Annotated in this window: 16 protein-coding genes; 10 read left to right on the forward strand and 6 right to left on the reverse strand. The window is 66.4% G+C overall.

Annotated elements, in window-relative coordinates; translation table 11 throughout:
- Positions 1-52: 52 nt before the first annotated feature.
- Positions 53-1,516, reverse strand: coding sequence for a betaine-aldehyde dehydrogenase (gene betB, locus NHF53_RS04845; protein WP_252833313.1), 1,464 nt, complete (start codon positions 1,514-1,516; stop codon positions 53-55).
- A 106-nt stretch (positions 1,517-1,622) separates the two neighbouring features.
- A complete protein-coding gene (gene betI / locus NHF53_RS04850; protein WP_252833314.1) occupies positions 1,623-2,255 on the reverse strand; it encodes a transcriptional regulator BetI in 633 nt (210 codons plus the stop codon).
- Between the two features lie 207 nt (positions 2,256-2,462).
- Here betI and NHF53_RS04855 point away from each other — a divergent pair, with 207 nt between their 5' ends.
- The 5 genes from NHF53_RS04855 to NHF53_RS04875 all read left to right on the forward strand — a co-directional run bounded on the left by NHF53_RS04855 (position 2,463) and on the right by NHF53_RS04875 (position 9,447).
- Entirely contained in the window at positions 2,463-3,011 is a 549-nt protein-coding gene (locus tag NHF53_RS04855; RefSeq protein WP_114364503.1) for an HdeD family acid-resistance protein, read from the forward strand.
- Between the two features lie 106 nt (positions 3,012-3,117).
- On the forward strand, positions 3,118-4,926 hold the full coding sequence (locus tag NHF53_RS04860) for a bifunctional diguanylate cyclase/phosphodiesterase (RefSeq protein WP_252833315.1): 1,809 nt from the start codon (positions 3,118-3,120) through the stop codon (positions 4,924-4,926).
- Positions 4,927-5,037: 111 nt separating this feature from the next.
- Positions 5,038-6,039 (forward strand): NAD(P)H-quinone oxidoreductase, encoded by a 1,002-nt coding sequence (locus NHF53_RS04865; RefSeq protein ID WP_252833316.1) that lies wholly within the window; start codon positions 5,038-5,040, stop codon positions 6,037-6,039.
- A 130-nt stretch (positions 6,040-6,169) separates the two neighbouring features.
- Complete coding sequence (locus tag NHF53_RS04870) at positions 6,170-8,098, forward strand: glycosyl transferase (protein WP_252833317.1); 1,929 nt, start codon at positions 6,170-6,172, stop codon at positions 8,096-8,098.
- Between the two features lie 341 nt (positions 8,099-8,439).
- Entirely contained in the window at positions 8,440-9,447 is a 1,008-nt protein-coding gene (locus NHF53_RS04875; protein WP_252833318.1) for an asparaginase, read from the forward strand.
- 387 nt (positions 9,448-9,834) lie between these two features.
- On the opposite strand, the gene NHF53_RS04880 is transcribed toward NHF53_RS04875, so the two are convergent.
- Together NHF53_RS04880 and NHF53_RS04885 are read right to left on the reverse strand one after the other, a co-directional pair.
- A complete protein-coding gene (locus NHF53_RS04880; RefSeq protein WP_114364508.1) occupies positions 9,835-10,254 on the reverse strand; it encodes a VOC family protein in 420 nt (139 codons plus the stop codon).
- A 79-nt stretch (positions 10,255-10,333) separates the two neighbouring features.
- On the reverse strand, positions 10,334-10,990 hold the full coding sequence (locus NHF53_RS04885; RefSeq protein ID WP_252833319.1) for a glutathione S-transferase family protein: 657 nt from the start codon (positions 10,988-10,990) through the stop codon (positions 10,334-10,336).
- Between the two features lie 292 nt (positions 10,991-11,282).
- Here NHF53_RS04885 and NHF53_RS04890 point away from each other — a divergent pair, with 292 nt between their 5' ends.
- Positions 11,283-11,846, forward strand: a complete 564-nt coding sequence (locus NHF53_RS04890; RefSeq protein WP_252833320.1) for a DUF2087 domain-containing protein — start codon at positions 11,283-11,285, stop codon at positions 11,844-11,846.
- Between the two features lie 29 nt (positions 11,847-11,875).
- On the opposite strand, the gene NHF53_RS04895 is transcribed toward NHF53_RS04890, so the two are convergent.
- Complete coding sequence (locus tag NHF53_RS04895) at positions 11,876-13,246, reverse strand: TIGR03808 family TAT-translocated repetitive protein (RefSeq protein WP_252833321.1); 1,371 nt, start codon at positions 13,244-13,246, stop codon at positions 11,876-11,878.
- A 190-nt stretch (positions 13,247-13,436) separates the two neighbouring features.
- Here NHF53_RS04895 and NHF53_RS04900 point away from each other — a divergent pair, with 190 nt between their 5' ends.
- The 3 genes from NHF53_RS04900 (at position 13,437) to NHF53_RS04910 (ending at position 15,622) form a co-directional block, all read left to right on the forward strand.
- Positions 13,437-13,637, forward strand: coding sequence for a hypothetical protein (locus NHF53_RS04900; RefSeq protein WP_114364512.1), 201 nt, complete (start codon positions 13,437-13,439; stop codon positions 13,635-13,637).
- Between the two features lie 274 nt (positions 13,638-13,911).
- Positions 13,912-14,724, forward strand: coding sequence for a L,D-transpeptidase (locus NHF53_RS04905; RefSeq protein WP_374591024.1), 813 nt, complete (start codon positions 13,912-13,914; stop codon positions 14,722-14,724).
- A gap of 175 nt (positions 14,725-14,899) precedes the next feature.
- Positions 14,900-15,622: a L,D-transpeptidase gene (locus tag NHF53_RS04910; protein ID WP_252833322.1), complete on the forward strand. Its 723-nt coding sequence runs from the start codon at positions 14,900-14,902 to the stop codon at positions 15,620-15,622.
- A gap of 60 nt (positions 15,623-15,682) precedes the next feature.
- On the opposite strand, the gene NHF53_RS04915 is transcribed toward NHF53_RS04910, so the two are convergent.
- On the reverse strand, positions 15,683-16,390 hold the full coding sequence (locus tag NHF53_RS04915) for an SDR family NAD(P)-dependent oxidoreductase (RefSeq protein ID WP_252833323.1): 708 nt from the start codon (positions 16,388-16,390) through the stop codon (positions 15,683-15,685).
- A gap of 57 nt (positions 16,391-16,447) precedes the next feature.
- Here NHF53_RS04915 and NHF53_RS04920 point away from each other — a divergent pair, with 57 nt between their 5' ends.
- Positions 16,448-17,077: a Crp/Fnr family transcriptional regulator gene (locus NHF53_RS04920; protein WP_252833324.1), complete on the forward strand. Its 630-nt coding sequence runs from the start codon at positions 16,448-16,450 to the stop codon at positions 17,075-17,077.
- The last annotated feature ends 42 nt before the right edge of the window (positions 17,078-17,119 follow it).

Raw genomic sequence — 17,119 nt, forward strand, 5'->3', positions numbered from 1 at the left:
AGATGCCCGGCAGGGCAGAGGGGGGCGAACTTGCGCTACGGCTAGCATCATCTCAATACGGCGCCTCGCATTTGCCCATGCCGACATAGACCGTCTTCAGCTCGGTATAGTGCTCCAGCGCGGCGGCCGAATTCTCGCGGCCGAAGCCGGATTGCTTCGATCCGCCGAACGGCATCTCGACCGGGCAGAGATTGTAGGTGTTGATCCAGAGCGTGCCGGCTTCGAGTTCGTCGACCACCCGGTGTGCACGGGAGATGTCGGCGGTGAAGACGCCGCCGGCGAGCCCGAATTCGGTGGCGTTGGCCCGCGCGATCACGTCCGCCTCGTCGTCGAAGTCGAGCACGCACATCACCGGCCCAAAGATCTCTTCCCGCGCGATGGTCATCTCGTCGGTCACGTCGGCAAACACGGTCGGCTGCACGTAGTAGCCTTCGCCGGAGACGTTGTTCGGGATGCCGCCGCCGGTGACGAGGGTTGCACCTTCCGCCTTGCCCTTCTCGATATAGCCGAGAACCTTCTCGCGCTGCGCCCAGGAGACGAGCGGACCCATCTGGGTCGCCTCGTCCTGCGGATCGCCGATCAGGATGGCCTCGGTCCGTTCCTTCAGGCGGGCGAGGAACTTGTCCTTGATGCCCGTGTGCACGAAGACGCGGGTGCCGTTCGAGCAGACCTGGCCGGTCGAATAGAAATTGGCGAGCATGGCGCCGGAGATCGCGCTTTCGACATCGGCGTCGTCGAAGATGATCAGCGGCGACTTGCCGCCGAGCTCCATGGTGACGTGCTTCAGCTGGGAAGCGGCAGCGCCTGCCACCTTGCGGCCGGTCGGCACCGAGCCGGTCAGCGAAACCTTGGCGACGTCCGGATGGCCGACGAGCAGCGGGCCGGTGTCGCGGTCGCCCTGGATGACATTGTAGACGCCCTTCGGAAGTCCGGCCTCGATCAGGATCTCGGCGATCTTCAGCGCTCCGAGCGGGGTCACTTCCGACGGCTTGAACACCATGGCGTTTCCGGCGGCGAGTGCCGGCGCGCCCTTCCAGCAGGCGATCTGCTGCGGATAGTTCCAGGCGCCGATACCGACCACGACGCCGAGCGGCACGCGCTTGGTATAGGCCCAGTCACCACCCAATGGGATCTGGCTGCCATTCATCGCGGTCGCGGCGATGCCGCCGAAGAATTCGAAACTGTCCGCCCCCGAGGTCGGGTCGGCGACGATCGTCTCCTGGATCGGCTTGCCGGTATCGAGCGTCTCTAGTTCGGAAAGCTCGCGATTGCGCTCGCGCATGATCTCGGCCGCCTTCTTCAAGACGCGGCCGCGCGCCGTCGGGCTCCAGGACGCCCATTCCTTCTGCGCGCGCTTGGCAGAGGCGATCGCCTTCTCGACGATCGCCGGGGTCGCGGCGTGAAGCCTTGCGATCACCTCGCCGGTCGCCGGGTAGATGCTCTCGATGACGGTGCCGCCGGTGTCCTCGACGTATTCCCCGTCGATGAAGTGGGAGGCTTTCGGTTGGGCTTTCATGGGTTCGTCTCCGGACGGGTGTTGGCTTCCACCTCCCCCGCGAGGGGGGAGGTCGCCGCGAAGCGGCGGGTGGGGGTGATCTCGGTCTTAGGCTTCGCTGCGGTCATTACGGTTCACCCCACCCCGGACCTCCGGTCCGACCCTCCCCCTCGAGGGGAGGGTGGGAGGCGAGCTGCCCCGTCACATAATCCTCGACCAAAGCGACAGACGCATCAATCGAAAGCGGCGCGGCCTTCAGAGATTGCCGGATGTAGAGACCGTCGATCATCGCCGCGGCGCCATCGGCGATGCGGCTTGCGTCATCGACGGGGCAGAGCGGCGCAAGGCCCGACATCAGGTTGGAGTGCAGCCGCCGCGCATAGAGCGCGAGCAGCCGCCGCACCTCTTCCGAGCGCTGCGCCTGCGAATAGAAGGCGAGCCAGGCGGCGACCGTCTCGGGCGCGAACTGGTCGGCGTGGAAGCTGACCCGGATCACCGCCGAGACCCGCTCGCGCGGCGTCTTTGCGGCGCGGAGTGCCTCGGCCGCATCTTGGCGAAGCGCCTGCAGGAGATTGCGGATGGTGGCGATCAGCAACTGGTCCTTGCTGCCGAAATAGTGGTGCGCAAGCGCCGGCGACACGCCGGCCTCGCGGGCGATCTCCGACATGGTCACGGCAAGCGATCCATGATGGCCGATCGCCCGGAGGGCCGCGTCGACGAGCGCCTTGCGGCGCACCGGCTCCATTCCGACCTTGGGCATTGCTCTCTCCAGCGTTTCAGCCATTTTATTTTTGATTGACTGATCAATCAATAAAAATCTGACCGGCAGCCGGCGGCTCGACGGGAGCCGGGAACGGCAGCCTGCCGCGCCCGTCCTTCCGGTTGTCTGCAGCTCCGTCCTGCAACTATTTCAATGACTTTGCATGCGCCGGGTGCTATCGTCGGTTCGACACAGGAGGGTGCTGCCATGATTGACGATCTCGGGCCTGTCCGTTTCCCTGAACTGCGCGCCAAGTGGGGCTGGCTTCTTGCCTTCGGCGTGATCACGCTGATCCTCGGGGGCCTTGCGCTCGCCAACCTCTTCCTCGCGACCGTCGCCTCGGTCTATTACATCGGCGCGCTGATGCTGGTCGCCGGTGTCATGCACCTCATCCACGCCTTCCAGGTGAAGGGCTGGGAGGCGGTGCTCTTCTGGGCGCTGAGCGGCATCCTTTATACGCTCGCCGGCATCATGACCTTCCAGAACCCGCTTCTGGCGTCGGCCGTGCTCACCCTGCTGATCGGCATCGCACTGATCGCCGCCGGCATCTTCCGCCTCTGGGCAGGCCTCAAGCTCAAGGGCACGAGCGGCTGGGGCTGGCTTGCCTTCAGCGGTGCGGTGACCATCCTCGCCGGCTTCGTCATCGCCATGGGCTGGCCCGTGAACAGCCTCTGGGTGCTCGGCCTCTTCCTCGCCATCGACCTTCTGATGCAGGGCTGGTCGATGATCGCGCTGGCGTTCGCGCTGAAGCCCTGACCGTCACGAAACTTTCATCCAAATGTCATGTTTGGGAAAGGGTTTCTTGACGATTTTCCCCGAGCCTTCCGGTCAAAAGACAAGGCCTTGCTCGGAGAAAACTCACATGATCGCCAGCGTTGCCACGGAAGCGGGAAATGTGCGCCGCTTCGCCAAGGATCAATTGCTGACGCTTGCGAAACTCGTCGTTGAAAACGCCCTGCAGCCGATCGTCGAGATCGGCACCGGCGAGGTCTTCGGCTACGAGAGCCTGATGCGCGGCCACGAGCGCCTCGGCTTCAATTCGCCGCTCGAAATGCTCGACCAGGCGGAAAGCGCCGGCGACCTCCTCGCCTTCGAGCAGATGGTCGCGAGCAGGGCGCTCGCGAAATTCTCGGCGGTGCCGAATTTCGCCGGCCACACGCTGTTCCTCAATCTCGACGTCAGGCTGATCCCGCACGGCGACCAGTTGCTCGACACGCTGCTGGAACACCTGCGCAAGGCCAACATTCCGCCGTCCTCGGTCTGCTTCGAGCTTTCCGAACGCTTCGACAACACCAGCGTCCCGGAATTCGCCGAACTCGTCGCGCGCATGCGCCGCTCCGGCTTCAAGCTCGCGATCGACGATTTCGGCGTCGGCCACGGCGAGATGAAGCTGCTCTGCGATTTCCCGATCGATTACGTCAAGATCGACCGTCACTTCATCGCCGGCCTCGACGAGAACCCGCGCAAGCGCCATCTCGTCCGCAACATCGTCAGCTTCTCCCACGTGCTCGGCGTCCGGGTCATCGCCGAAGGCATCGAGACGGAAGGCGAGTTCCTCGCCTGCCGCGAATTCGGCGTCGACCTCGTGCAGGGTTGGTACATCGCCCGGCCGTCCACCTTGCTTGCCGAGCTCAAGCCCTCCTTCCACCACCTGCAGGACGTCGGCACGGCCCGCCGCAGCAGCCAGTCGCTCGACGAAATCCTGATCCGCAGGCAGATCGAGCTTCTGCCGACGGTCTACGAGCATGAAGGTATCGACAGCGTCTTCGATCTCTTCCGGCGCAATCCGCAGCAGTCGTTCTTTCCGGTGCTGAACGCCAACAACGAGCCGCGCGGCATCATCTGCGAGGCGCCGCTCAAGGAGTTCATCTACCGGCCCTTCGGCCGCGACCTCCTGAAGAACAAGGTCTACGAGCGCTCGGTCGCCAACTTCGTCGAGCGCGCACCGATCGTCGGCCTCGACGCCGACGCCGAGCGGCTGATGTCGATCTTCGCCAACATGGAAGGCTCGGACTGCGTCATCCTCACCGAAAACATGCGCTATGCCGGCATCGTCTCCGCCGCCTCGCTGATCCGCGTCATCAACGAGAAACAGCTGCAGATCGCCCAGGACCAGAACCCGCTGACCGGGCTTCCCGGCAACCGCGCGATCCGCGATTTCATGCAGGACGCCGCCCGCGACGGCGATGATGTCCGGCACCTGTGCTACTGCGACTTCGACAACTTCAAACCCTTCAACGATCATTACGGCTTCCACCTCGGCGACCACGCGATCACGCTCTTCGCCGCATTGCTGCGCCGCTATTTCTTCTCGGAGGGCGATTTCCTCGGTCATGTCGGCGGCGACGACTTCTTCATCGGCGTCCGCGACTGGACGCGCGAGGAGCTGACCGAAATCCTCGACCGGCTGCTCTCGGATTTCCATGTCGATGCTGCCGAACTCTATTCGGCGGAGGACCGGGCGGCCGGCATGATCCGCGGCCACGACCGGCAGGGCAGGGAGCGGGAGTTTCCGCTGATGCGCTGCTCGATCGGCGTGCTCGAACTGCCGGCGGACCTCGTCATCGAGGATATCCAGCGCATCAGCGCCGAGATCGCCGGCATCAAGAAGAAGGCCAAGGAGAGCGAAAGCGGCCTTGCTCTGGAGGTTTTCGGCGGATACGGCGCCTGACCGGCTTGTCGGCCGCCTGCGACATGCACCCGCCGCGGCAATGAGCCTCCTTTTCACCACAGGCATGCTACTCTATGCCATGTCCAGTGAGTGCAAAGAGGAGTTGCCGCCATGACGCTGCCTGCATCGATGTGCTTTGTCGATCTCCAGTCCTACGGCCCGCCGGAGGTGATGGTGCTTGGTTCCTCGGCGCTGCCGAGCCTCGGGCCGGGCGATATCCTGGTCCGCGTCGAGGCTGCCGGCGTCAACCGGCCGGACGTCGCCCAGCGGCAGGGCATCTATCCGCCGCCGAAGGGCGCAAGCCCCGTGCTCGGCCTCGAGGTCGCCGGCGAGGTCGTGGCGCTCGGTCACGGGGTCGAGGAGTTCGAGATCGGCGACAAGGTCTGCGCGCTCGCCAATGGCGGCGGCTATGCCGAATACTGCGCCGTGCCGGCCGGCCAGGCGCTTCCCTGGCCAACGGGCCTTGATGCCGTGCAGGCCGCGGCACTGCCGGAAACCTTCTTCACCGTATGGGCCAACCTCTTCCAGATGGCCGGCCTCACCGAAGGCGAGACGGTGCTCGTCCACGGCGGCACCAGCGGCATCGGCACGACGGCGATCCAGCTCGCCAAGGCCTTCGGCGCCGAGGTCTTCGCGACCGCCGGCTCGGCGGAGAAATGCGAGGCCTGCGTGCGGCTCGGCGCCCGCCGCGCCATCAACTACCGCGAGGAGGATTTCGTCGAGGTGATCCGCGCCGAGACCGGCAAGCGTGGGGTGGATACGATCCTCGACATGATCGGGGCGCGCTACTTCGAGAAGAACCTCGCCTGCCTCGCCAAGGACGGTTGCCTGTCGATCATCGCCTTCCTCGGCGGCTCGCTCGTTGAGAAGTTCGACCTGACCCCGATCATGGTGAAGCGCCTGACGATCACCGGTTCGACCATGCGCCCGCGCACCGCCGAGGAGAAGCGCGGCATCCGCGACGAGCTCGTCGCCGAGGTCTGGCCGTTGATCGAGGCCGGCACCGTCGCCCCGGTCATCCACAGCGTCCTGCCTTTCGCCGACGTCACCGAGGCGCACCGGCTGATGGAATCGAGCCGGCACATCGGCAAGATCATCCTCAAGCTTCCCTGATCCGGCTCGAAATCGGGTGTCTTCCGGCAAAGCGGCAACGATACCGTTTTCGACAGGCGCTTGACGCCTTCCCGCTTGCGGGGGAGTGTCGGAATGACACCGGGGGGCTTGGCATCGGGAGCGGTGAAACATGACGGAGGCATTCTCACAGGCGGTTCGCGAGTTCGAGGCGGGGCGGTTCCGCTCGGCCCTGGCGAAGGCCGGTGAGGCGCTCGCGGCTTCGGGCGGGCAGGAAGACGCGCCGCTGCTTCGCCTGATCGGCGATATCCGCCTGAAGATGGGCGAGCGCATCGAGGCGGCCGACGCTTTCGTCCGGGCCGCGGATGCGTCGGACACCCCGGCCGCGGCGCAATGTCTGAAACGCGCGGTTACGCTCTATGCTGCGGAGGGGGCGACGGACCGCATCCTCCCGGTCGGCGCGCGGGCGGCCAGCCTCAATCCGGACGACAGCGAGCTCGCCTTCGCGGTGGCAAGCGCCTTCTTCAGCCGTGGCCGGCTTCACGACATGGAGCCGCTTCTCGACCGCCTCGACCGCAGGATCGACCGCCATCTCGCCCTCGTCGTCAACCATCACCGGCTGACCGGCCGCTTCGAGGAACTCTGCCGCGAGCTCGACGAGGGCCTGAAGGCGAGCCCGTGGAACTGGTTCCTCAACACCTCCCGTTTCGCCGTTGCCCACGAGGCGCTGGATTTCGCCGCCATGGCCCGCCACGAGGCGCTGATGAAGGAGCCGGACGCGCCGTTCTCGGCGGGTCTGCTTGCCCGCGAACGGGCGCTCACCCGGCTGATCTGGAGCGAGGACGAGGCGCTCAATGCGCGTCCCTCGCTGGAGACGGCGGGCTATGCCGTGACGCTCCCGACCGCCGGGCACGGAAAGCGCCGACCCTTCTCCCCGCCCGGCGAGAAGATCCGCATCGGCTATCTCTCCAACGATTTCTATTGTCATCCGATGATGACGCTCTTCCTGCGGACCATGGCGTCGCACGACCCGGAGCGTTTCGAACTGCGCCTGTTCTCCTATACGGAACCCCATGCCGCCGCCAAACAGGAGGAGTGGCCGGAGCATCTGCGCCGCGCGGTGATTCCGGTCGGCGAGCTCAGCGACGCCGCGGCTGCCAAACGCATCGACGCCGAGCGGATCGACATCCTCGTCGACCTGAAGGGGCACACGATGGGTGCCCGCCTCGGCATCGTCAATCTCTGCGGCGCCCCGGTGAAGGCGACCTATCTCGGCTATCCGGGCAGTGTCACCGGCGTCGATCTCGACTACGCGATCACCGATCCGGTGGTGACGCCGGATACGAGCAAGCCCTTCTACGGCGAGAAGCTCTGCCGCCTGCCGGAGACCTACCAGGCGAACGACTGGCAGGCGCGGCCGCTGCCGGCCTTCATGGAGCGCGAGGATGCCGGCCTGCCGGAGGATGCCTTCGTCTTCGGCGCCTTCAACGCCCCCTACAAGATCACCCCGCGCACGCTCTCCCTCTGGGCCGAGGTGCTGCGGGCCGTTCCGGACGCGGTCCTCTGGGTTCTCTGCCCGCTGCCGCTCGCCCGGCGCAACCTGCTCGCCGCGCTGGAGACCTCGGGTGTCGCGCGCCACCGCGTCTTTTTCGCCGAGCGCAAGGCGGGTGCCGCCCATATCGACCGCCTGCCGCTCGCCGATCTCGGCCTCGACACGCTTCCCTTCAACGGCGGGGCGACGACGGCCGACCTGCTCTGGGCCGGGCTGCCGCTCCTCACCGTCCGCGGGCGGTCCTTCGCGGCGCGGACGTCCGCGAGCCTCCTTCTCGCCGCCGGCCTGCCGGAACTCGTCGCCGAAGACGACGGCGCCTTCGTCGATACGGCCGTGATGCTCGCCCGCGATCCCTTTGCACTGACCGGGCTTCGTCAGCGCCTCGATGCCGGCCGCTTCGTGCGCCCGCTCTTCGACGGTGCGCGCTTCACACGTCATCTTGATCGTGCCTACGAGATGATGGCGGGGCGGGCGCGGGCGGGACTTCCGCCCGACCACATCGACGTGCCCGCCGATCCGCCGCGCACCACCCCGTTCCACGCTCCGTGACGGCGGGCCGTCTATTTTAGCATTTGCGCTTGCAACGCGACAGCGCCCTTCCTATCTTCAGTCCAACGTCAACGAAACGAAGGGAGGTGATCCGATGTCTAGTGAGATTTCGGTTTGCGTGAAGGGCTTGGTCAAGGTGTCGGTCTCGACGGGGCGGCCCTCGGCCTGAACTGACCTTTGATCGGAGCGGCGATACGCCGATCCGGGTCCTTCGCCGGACCAGACTCATGGAAGGACCGCCTCGTGCGGTCCTTTTTTCGTTCGGGGGTATGCCTCCCCGGTGCATCGCGCGGCCGGATGGTCTATCAACGACGGCAGTCGAAACAGGATCGAGATCTGCCATGTCGAACCCCGTCACCGTCGAAGTCACCCGCGGCAACCGTGTCGAAAGCCGCCATCGCGGCATCGCCGTCGTGGTCGACGGCCAGGGAGACATGATCACGGCTGTGGGCGACATCGAGGCGCCGACCTTCCCCCGCTCGGCCTGCAAGGCCATGCAGGCGCTGCCGCTGGTCGAGAGCGGCGCGGCCGACGCCTACGGTTTCGGCAATCGCGAACTGGCGCTCGCCTGCTCCTCCCATTCCGGCGAGGACGCCCATGTCGAGACCGCCGCCGCCATGCTGGCGCGGGCCGGGCGCAGCGTCGAGACGCTCGAATGCGGCGGCCACTGGTCCTTCGACCAGGCGACCCTCATCCATCAGGCCCGCACGCTGGACAAGCCCACGGCACTTCACAACAACTGCTCCGGCAAGCATTCCGGCTTTGTCTGCGCCTGCTGCCACATGGGCTTCGACCCGAAGGGCTATGTCGGCTACGACCATCCGCTGCAGGCGGAAATCCGCGCCGTCATGGCGGACCTGACCGGCGCGCCGCTCGGCCGCGACAATTGCGGCACCGACGGCTGCTCGATCCCGACCTATGCCGTGCCGCTCGTTTCGCTCGCTCGCGGCTTCTCGAAGATGGCGACCGGCAGGGGGCTTGGCGCCCACCGCGCCGCCGCCTCCCGCCGGCTGATTGAGGCCTGCATGGCCGAACCCTTCTACGTCGCCGGCACGAAACGCTTCTGCACGAAGCTGATGGAGGTCGCGCCGGGCAAGATCTTCGCCAAGACCGGGGCCGAGGGCGTCTTCTGCGCGCTGATCCCGGAAACGGGCGTCTCGATCGCCGTCAAATGCGAGGACGGCTCCGCCCGCGCCGCCGAGGCCATGGTCACGGCGCTCCTTGCCCGCCAGTTCGACAAGGACAGCGCGGAAGAGGCAGCACTGACGGGCATGGCCAACCACGCCATGCACAACTGGAACGGCCTGCATGTCGGCGACGTGCAGGTGACGGACGCGCTGTTTTCGTGAGGCTCGAGCCCCTCACTCCGTCACCCCGGACCTGATCCGGGGTCCTGTGTATTGGGAGTGTGTTATAAGGATTGCGGGCGGAAGGCCGACCGGGGTCCAGGTCGTTTGAGACCGTTGGCTGGCTTTGGTCCTCCGCCCGCTTTGAACATCCCAACCTGAACAGTTGATGGAGGCCAGCCGGCGAGCGTCCGCGAGCCGAAGAGACTCTTCTCCTACGCGTCGCTCCCAAAGAGTCCCCCCGCGCGATGGACATCGCGCCGCTGGATGCCGGATCAAGTCCGGCATGACGGCAAGGTGTTTGCATCGCCGAAGGGACTCTTCCTTTGCCGATAGAATCTTCCGCGCAATGGAGATTGCCCCGTCGAGCGCCGGCGAGGCCAAGCTCCCTCACACGGCGAAGATCGCGAGGTCGTCGGTGAAGGCCTTGAATTCCAGCGCATTGCCGGAGGGGTCGAAGACGAACATGGTGCGCTGCTCGCCCGCCTGTCCCTCGAAGCGGAGCTTGGGTTTCAGCCCCCAGCGGGTCTCGGGATCGGCCTCCAACCGGCGCGCCAGCCCGAGGAAATCGTCGGTGCCGAGGATCACCCCGAAATGCGGGATCGGCACCACGTCGCCGTCGACCGAACCGGTCGCCGTGTCCTTCGGCATTTCGGAGCGCAGATGCGCCGACATCTGGTGCCCGAAGAGATCGAAGTCGATCCACTTGCCGGGGCTTTCGCGGCCGATCCGGCAGCCGAGCACGGTGCCGTAGAAATGCCGCGTCGCCTCGAGGTCGGTGACGGGAAAAGCCAGATGAAACGGGCGCATGGATCCTCCTCCGAAGTCTGTTCCGCCCGCAAGCCTAGCGTCTTCCCGCCACCATGCAAGCGGGGCAGGGGCGTGGCCGTCAGGGCGTCGGCTCGGAAAGACGCTTTTCCCACATCGCCTTGAAGGCGGCACGCGACTGGCAGCGCGCAAGCCAGGCCTTGAGCTTCGGATGTGCGTCGAAGAGCGGCGTGTGCGCCTGCGCGTAGCGGCCGATCTCGGCGAGGTTGATGTCGGCGACGGTAAAGCGGCCGCCGACCAGATAGTCGTTGTCGGCAAAATGCCGTTCGAGCACGGCGAAGGGCCGTTTGAGGAGCCGTGCCACGGCCTCCACCTCGTCCTTGCTGCTTTCGAGCCGGCCCTCGGCGGCGGCCGTCGAAATCTTCAGCGCATTGGTCTCGATCTCGGTGGCCCCGAAGAAGGACCACTGCGTCATCAGCGCGTCTTCGCCGAGATCGGCGGGCGCCAGCGGCCCGCCGTGCTTCTTGGCGAGGTAGAGATTGATCGCCATGCTTTCGAAGAGCACCAGCCCGTCATCCTCGATCGCCGGGATGACGCCCATCGGGCAGAGTTCGAGAAAGGCGGGCGTGCGGGTGTTGATCTGCGCGTCTTCGGCAAGCGGGTCGTCGAGCTTGCGGGCCTGGAGAACGGGCACGTGCTCGAAGGCGAGGCCGAGTTCGCCGGCGAGCCAGAGCGGGCGCGTCGCCCTCGATTTGTAGACGCCGTAGATCTTGAGCATAGGGGGGAATCTCCTGTGGGGATGGGCGGCAAGGCCGTCGGACTGACTCGCGACACTAGCGGGAAAGCGGCAGCGCTTGAAGCCGGCCACCGTGCCTGACATTGACAGGCGAGGCCCGAACGGCGTATTTCATCGGCCAGGGTCCGCAGTTCACCCAGGCGTCACCGCTCCTTGACGAGTGCTAAACCTGCTCGATAGACAATCACGACGGACACTTTTCCCGTGCCGTGTCGGAAAGACGGTGACCTCCGGCATAATCAGTTTCTGACGGCACGATATCGAGGAAAAGACGATGTCGCGAATATCGCTCCCCTATCAGGCGCCGGATGTTTCGGCGCTCGCCCGCCTGCTGAAGCGGGAAATCCACGCCCGCGAAGACAAGCCGGGCCATGTCGAATTGCTGAACATCCTTGCGAAGGCCGCCGGCTACCGCAATTTCCAGCATCTGAAGGCCTCTGACGCCGCCCGTGACCGCCTCGCGGCGCCGCAACCGGAGCCGGAAGCGGTCGATTTTCGCCGCGTCGAGGATGCCGCCCGCTGCTTCGGTGCGGACGGCGTGCTGACGCGCTGGCCGGCGCGCACGGTGATCCAGCAGCTCTGCCTCTGGCGGCTCTGGGCGCGCTTTCCCGCCGACCGCGACCTCTCCGAGCGCGAGGTCAACGAGATCCTGAAGACGGCGCATGCCTTCGGCGATCATGTGCTGCTGCGCCGCGAGATGTTCAACCAGAAGCTCCTCGACCGCACGGCCGACTGCCGCGTCTACCGCCGCATCGAGCAACGCCCGCCGCCGGAGGCGCTTGCGCTGATCCGCGGCGTCCGCGCATCCGCCACGGCGAGGGTGCCGGCCGCGGGCTGACGGAAGGCGAGGGCACCTGCCGTCCTCTGTCAGAGTGCGCGGTTGCCCTCGATCACCAGAGGGGCGGGGGCGTCGCCGCCGGTGACGAGGTCGCCGGTCGCCCGGTCCTTCCAGCGGTAGCCGACGATCGCGCCGTCCTTCGCGCCGGAGATCAGGTTGCCGGAGAGCATGGCCGTGCCGACCCCCTCGACCAGCGAGACGACGATGCCGACCGGCGCGTTGCGGATGATGTTGCCGCTCGCCACCACGTCGCGCAGATAGGGGCCCCAGCCGATCATCAACCCGGCGCGCGGGGCGTTCTCGATCACGTTGCCGGAGATCGCCGTATCCGCCTCGGCCGAGATGCCGGTGCCGAAGCCCGCCTCGTCGTTCGGATAGGGACCGTTGAGCGACAGATTGCGGATGACGTTGCCGCTGACGGTCGCCAGCCGCCCGCCCTCGTTGAAGTTGACGACCACAATGCCGTTCGCCGCGCCGTCGACGAGGTTCGAGGCGATGATCGTCCCCTCGAAGGCGAACTCGGCGAAGATCGCCGTCTCGCCCGAGCGCAGGCACTGGTTGCCGGTGATCTGCACGTCCGAGGAAGAGTTGGCGCGGATCGCCGAGAAGGCGCAGTCGGAGACGTGGTTGTCGGAGACGATCACGTTGTCGGCGCGGAAGAGATTGATGCCGTTGCCGTTCTGCCCGGTGCCGCCGTCATTGGCGGCGATCCGCGCGATGCGGTTGCCGGAGATCACGCTCTCGTCGGCACCCTTCGTCCAGCGGTGCACGAGGATGCCGCCGTTGCCGCAGTCGGAGATGTGGTTGCCGCTGACGGAGAGCGCCTTGCCCTCGTGCGAGATCAGCGCGGCGAGCGCCGCCCCGGTGACGCGGTTGTCCTCGAAGCGCCCGCTGCAGCGCTCCAGCGAGACGGCGTGCTTGCGGCTGCCGGCGATCTCGCAATTGACGATCCGGAGGTCCGCGACGTTGCGGAAGGAAAGGAGCGCCTCGGTATGGTCGCCGAGCCAGCGGTTGGCGCCGTCGAGCACGATGTCGGCGATGTCGATGCGCGCCGCGTCGGCGGCGGCAATCAGGTGGCCGTCGCCGCTGTAGGAGAGCCGGGTGGCGCCGGGCACGCCGGAAAGCCGGGTGCCGTTCGGCAGGCTGAGGTTGGAAACGCTGTAGTTGCCGGGCGGCAGGAAGACCTCCAGCCCCTTGTCCGCCGCCTCGTCGAGGAGCGCCTGCATGCGCCGGCTCAAGTTGTCGGAGGCGCCGGGCAGGATGCCGGCCTTGGCCGCATCGATCGAACCGCGCAGCTCGGTGCCCGCCACGCCGGAGGCGGCCGCCGCCGGCCGGCTGCCGATCGCGGCGGCAAGCGCCCCGCCCATGAGCCCGGTGATCACCTCGCGTCTCGTCGCCATCGCGCCCCGCCCGTCTCTCGTCCTTTTCCCGCCCCATGCGGCGGCGCGATCATGCGCGAACTTGCCGCAGGGCGACAAGGGCGATTTGCGCGGTCGCGTGTTCTCCGCGCCGGCATCGTTTGTTCTAGATCAATGCGCCTCATCCTTGCAGTAATAGTCTCGGAGGCGTGATATTTGACGGAGGTCATAAATGTTTCGTCTTTCTGCGGTCCTCTATATTCTTGTCGCGACGGTGCTGGCGGGTGCCGCGGTGACGGCTGTTCTTTCGCTCGGCATGATGCAGCGCTGGCAGATCGCCGGTGCCTTTGCGGTCGGCTGCGTGCTGGCGCTGCCGGTTGCGGCGGTTCTCGGCAAGAAGATCTACACGGCGCTGAAGCCGCCGTTGGCCTGATCCCTCTGGGGGAAGCAAGGCGCGCCTGCCAACGCCGGGCGGCGGCGAGGCGTTGGTTGACCCTTGGGCGCGCCACTGCTGGCTCCGGCTGGCCGCGACACAATGTCGGCGGCCGGCCGGAGTTCTTTTGTCGCTCCTGCAAAGTATAGGCAAGTACAGGAAGCTGTCTCCGTCCTCTCGCTTCCCGCTCTCTCTCGGTCGTTCGCGACGACAGCTTCGCGCCAGCCGCGTCTGGCAGGGTGTCGCAAGTTTGAGCGGCATGAAGCGGTGGACGATGGTGTCAAAGGCTATTTCTTCGAAGGTCGGGACCTTGCGGCGCGTAGGTGGCCTCGTCACCGGCGCGGCGATGCTGTCGGCGCTGGGCGGTTGCCTCTTCGTCACCGACACCAGTCGGATGAACATCGAGGTCTTCCAGGACGAGGTGGCGCCGGTCTGGAACGAGCCGGCCCGCGTGCCCCCGGCCGAAAGGCAGCCGGTGCCGCATCAGAAGCTCTATAGCACCCAGTTCCACCAGACCTACGGGCTTCCCGTCACCAATCCGGTGCACCGCACGATGTACGGGATCATGCGCGACGAGGGGCATACGCTGCCGCCCATCCCGCTCGACCGCGTCGACCGGCGCTACCTGCGCGAGGAGGTCGATTATCCGACCTCGGAGAAGCCGGGCACCATCGTCGTCGATACCAGGGCGCACTTCCTCTATTTCGTCGAGCCGGGCGGCAAGGCGATCCGCTACGGCGTCGGGCTCGGCCGCGCCGGCTTCTCCTGGTCGGGGCGCGGCGTCATCGCGCTGAAGCAGAAATGGCCGCGCTGGACCCCGAGCGGCGAAATGGTGTCGCGCCAGCCGGACCTGCGTCCCTTCTCCGCCGCCGAGGGCGGACTGGAGGCCGGCCTCAACAATCCCCTCGGCGCGCGTGCGCTCTACATCTATCAGGACGGCAAGGACACGCTCTACCGCGTCCACGGCACGCCGGACTGGCAGTCCGTCGGCAAGGCGACCTCGTCCGGCTGTGTGCGGATGTTCAACCAGGACATCATCGATCTCTATGAGCGCGTCGGCGCAAAAGCCCCGATCGTCGTCCTCTGACGACACGGCGACATCTCTTCGCCATCGCGCAAAAGTGAACGCTTCCTGCGGCATCAATGTGTATGTCTTTTAGCGACTCGTCATGTCACAACATGGCGTGTAAGGGGAACGTTTAGGGTTTCACGGCTTTAATCCTTCCCCGAACCCGAAACTGCACAGGAAGCCCGATTCCCCCATGACACTTCCCGGTTCTCTCTCTCGGCGCGCCTTTCTCTCCCTTTCCGGCGTCGGTGCCGCAAGCCTGCTTGCCGGCTGCGCCTCTTCCGGCACCTACAACAGGCCTTACGCCCCGGCGCCCGCCTATGGCGGGCCGATGACCATCGCCCGTCCGCCCGCCCGCGGTTCGGCCGAGGTTGCTGCGATGTACAGCGAGGTGGTCGACGGCGGCTTCGTCATCCCGGCCGTGCCCTACGAGCGGATCGATCCGCGCTATTATCGCCAGCGGGTCATCGACCCGACCGGCCAGGCGCCGGGCACCATTGTCGTCGATACGCCCTCGCGCTTCCTCTACCTCGTCGAGCCGGGCGGAACCGCGATGCGCTACGGTGTCGGCATCGGCCGCGAGGGCTTTGCCTGGCAGGGCACGGGCGTCATCCAGTGGCGCCAGAGATGGCCGAAATGGACGCCGCCGGGGGAAATGATCGCCCGCCAGCCGGAACTCGCGAAATATTCGGCCGACAACGGCGGCATGCCTCCCGGCCTCAAGAACCCGCTCGGCGCCCGTGCGCTCTACATCTTCCAGAACGGCGAGGACACGCTCTACCGCCTGCACGGCTCGCCGGAATGGCAGTCGATCGGCAAGGCGGTCTCCTCCGGCTGCGTGCGCCTGATGAACCAGGACATCATCGACCTCTACGACCGCGTGCCGAACAAGGCCCGCGTCGTCGTCTGGCAGTGACGGAAACGCTCTAACGAAAACGGCGGTCCATGGGACCGTCGGTTTCGTTGCGGCCAGCCGTCACATCCGTCGCATGATCCGCGCCGCGATCGACGGTGCGATCCGTGCAAGGATGCGTAGCGCCTTCGCCTTGCCGACGAAGACCTCCCGCCGCCGGCCATCGAGCGCCGCGACGATCGCCTCCGCCGCCACCTGCGGCGCGATCTTGCCCTTGCCCCGGCCGGCCGTCATTGCCGTGTCCACGAGCGGCAGGATGACATCGACCACCCGGATCTGCAGGCCCGCCTGCGCCGCCATCGCCTCTGCGAACATCCTGAGCCCCGCCTTGGTCGCCGAGTAGACGGCGGAGGTCGACTTCGGGAACAATGCCAGCCCGGAATTGACATTGACCACGGTCAGCGGCCGGCGGCTATTCCGCGCGACGAGATGGGTGAGCAGGATCGGTGCCGTCAGGTTGGTGGTGATCTCCGCGCGGATCGCATCGGGTCCATAGGTGTCGGCATCGAAGCGGACGTTCTCCTGGATCGCGGCATTGTTGATCAGCCCGTCGATGTCGTATCCGGAGAATTCCTCTGAAAGTCGCGTGATCGCGTCAGGATCGGAGAGGTCGATCGGAACCGGCACGATGAGACTGTCGCTGGCCGCGAGCGCCTCCAGCCGGCTCTCGGACCGCGCCAGAGCCAGCACGCGATGCCGGCGCGCCGCCAGCTGCAGGGTGATCTCGCGGCCGATTCCGGCACTCGCCCCCGTGACGATATAGGTTCCCATGCTATCTTCCCCGTGTGAATGAGATGTCCACCCGCAGGATGCAGCAGGAGCGGTGCCATGGCATTAACCCGGGTTAAGCCCGAAGACTGTGTGAGCCTCACCCTTTTCGAGCGCATCGCCGCCGCGGCCCTGCCGGAGCGCGACCGGGTGCTGGCGAGCATCGACCGCATCGACGTCGGAGCAGGTGAGGCGGTCTTTCGGCAGGACGATCCGCATCCCTTCGTCTACGTGGTCCGGCAGGGCCTGCTGAAATTCACCTATCTGCGGGCTGACGGCGAGGAATGGATCAAGTCGTTCGTCGCCGAAGGCCAGTTCTTCGGCAGCCTGTCGGCGCTGGTCGCCGGACGGGCGAGCTTCACCGTCACCGCAATCGAGGCGTCCAGCCTGGAGCGGTTGCCCTTTTTTCTGCTGGAAGACTTGGCCGACCGGGACCTCGCCTGGTCGCGCATGCTGCGTAACGCGCTCATTATCCTCGCCGAACGCAAGGAGCGGCGCGAGCGTGAGTTCCTCACCCTGACGGCGGAGGAGCGCTACCGTCTGCTGGTGCGCGAGCAGGTCGCTCTCCTGGGGCGGATCCCGCAGAAGGACCTTGCCGCCTATCTCGGCATTACGCCCGTCGGCCTGTCGCGCATCGCCCGCCGGGTGCGTGAGGAGCAGGAGAGCCGGGCCGCGCTTAACCCGGGTTAATGCGGCTTCGGCCGAAGCGGATGAGAAGGTTTCCGTCATTCG

The sequence above is a fragment of the Ciceribacter sp. RN22 genome, assembly GCF_024054295.1.
GTDB classification, from domain to species: domain Bacteria; phylum Pseudomonadota; class Alphaproteobacteria; order Rhizobiales; family Rhizobiaceae; genus Allorhizobium; species Allorhizobium lividum.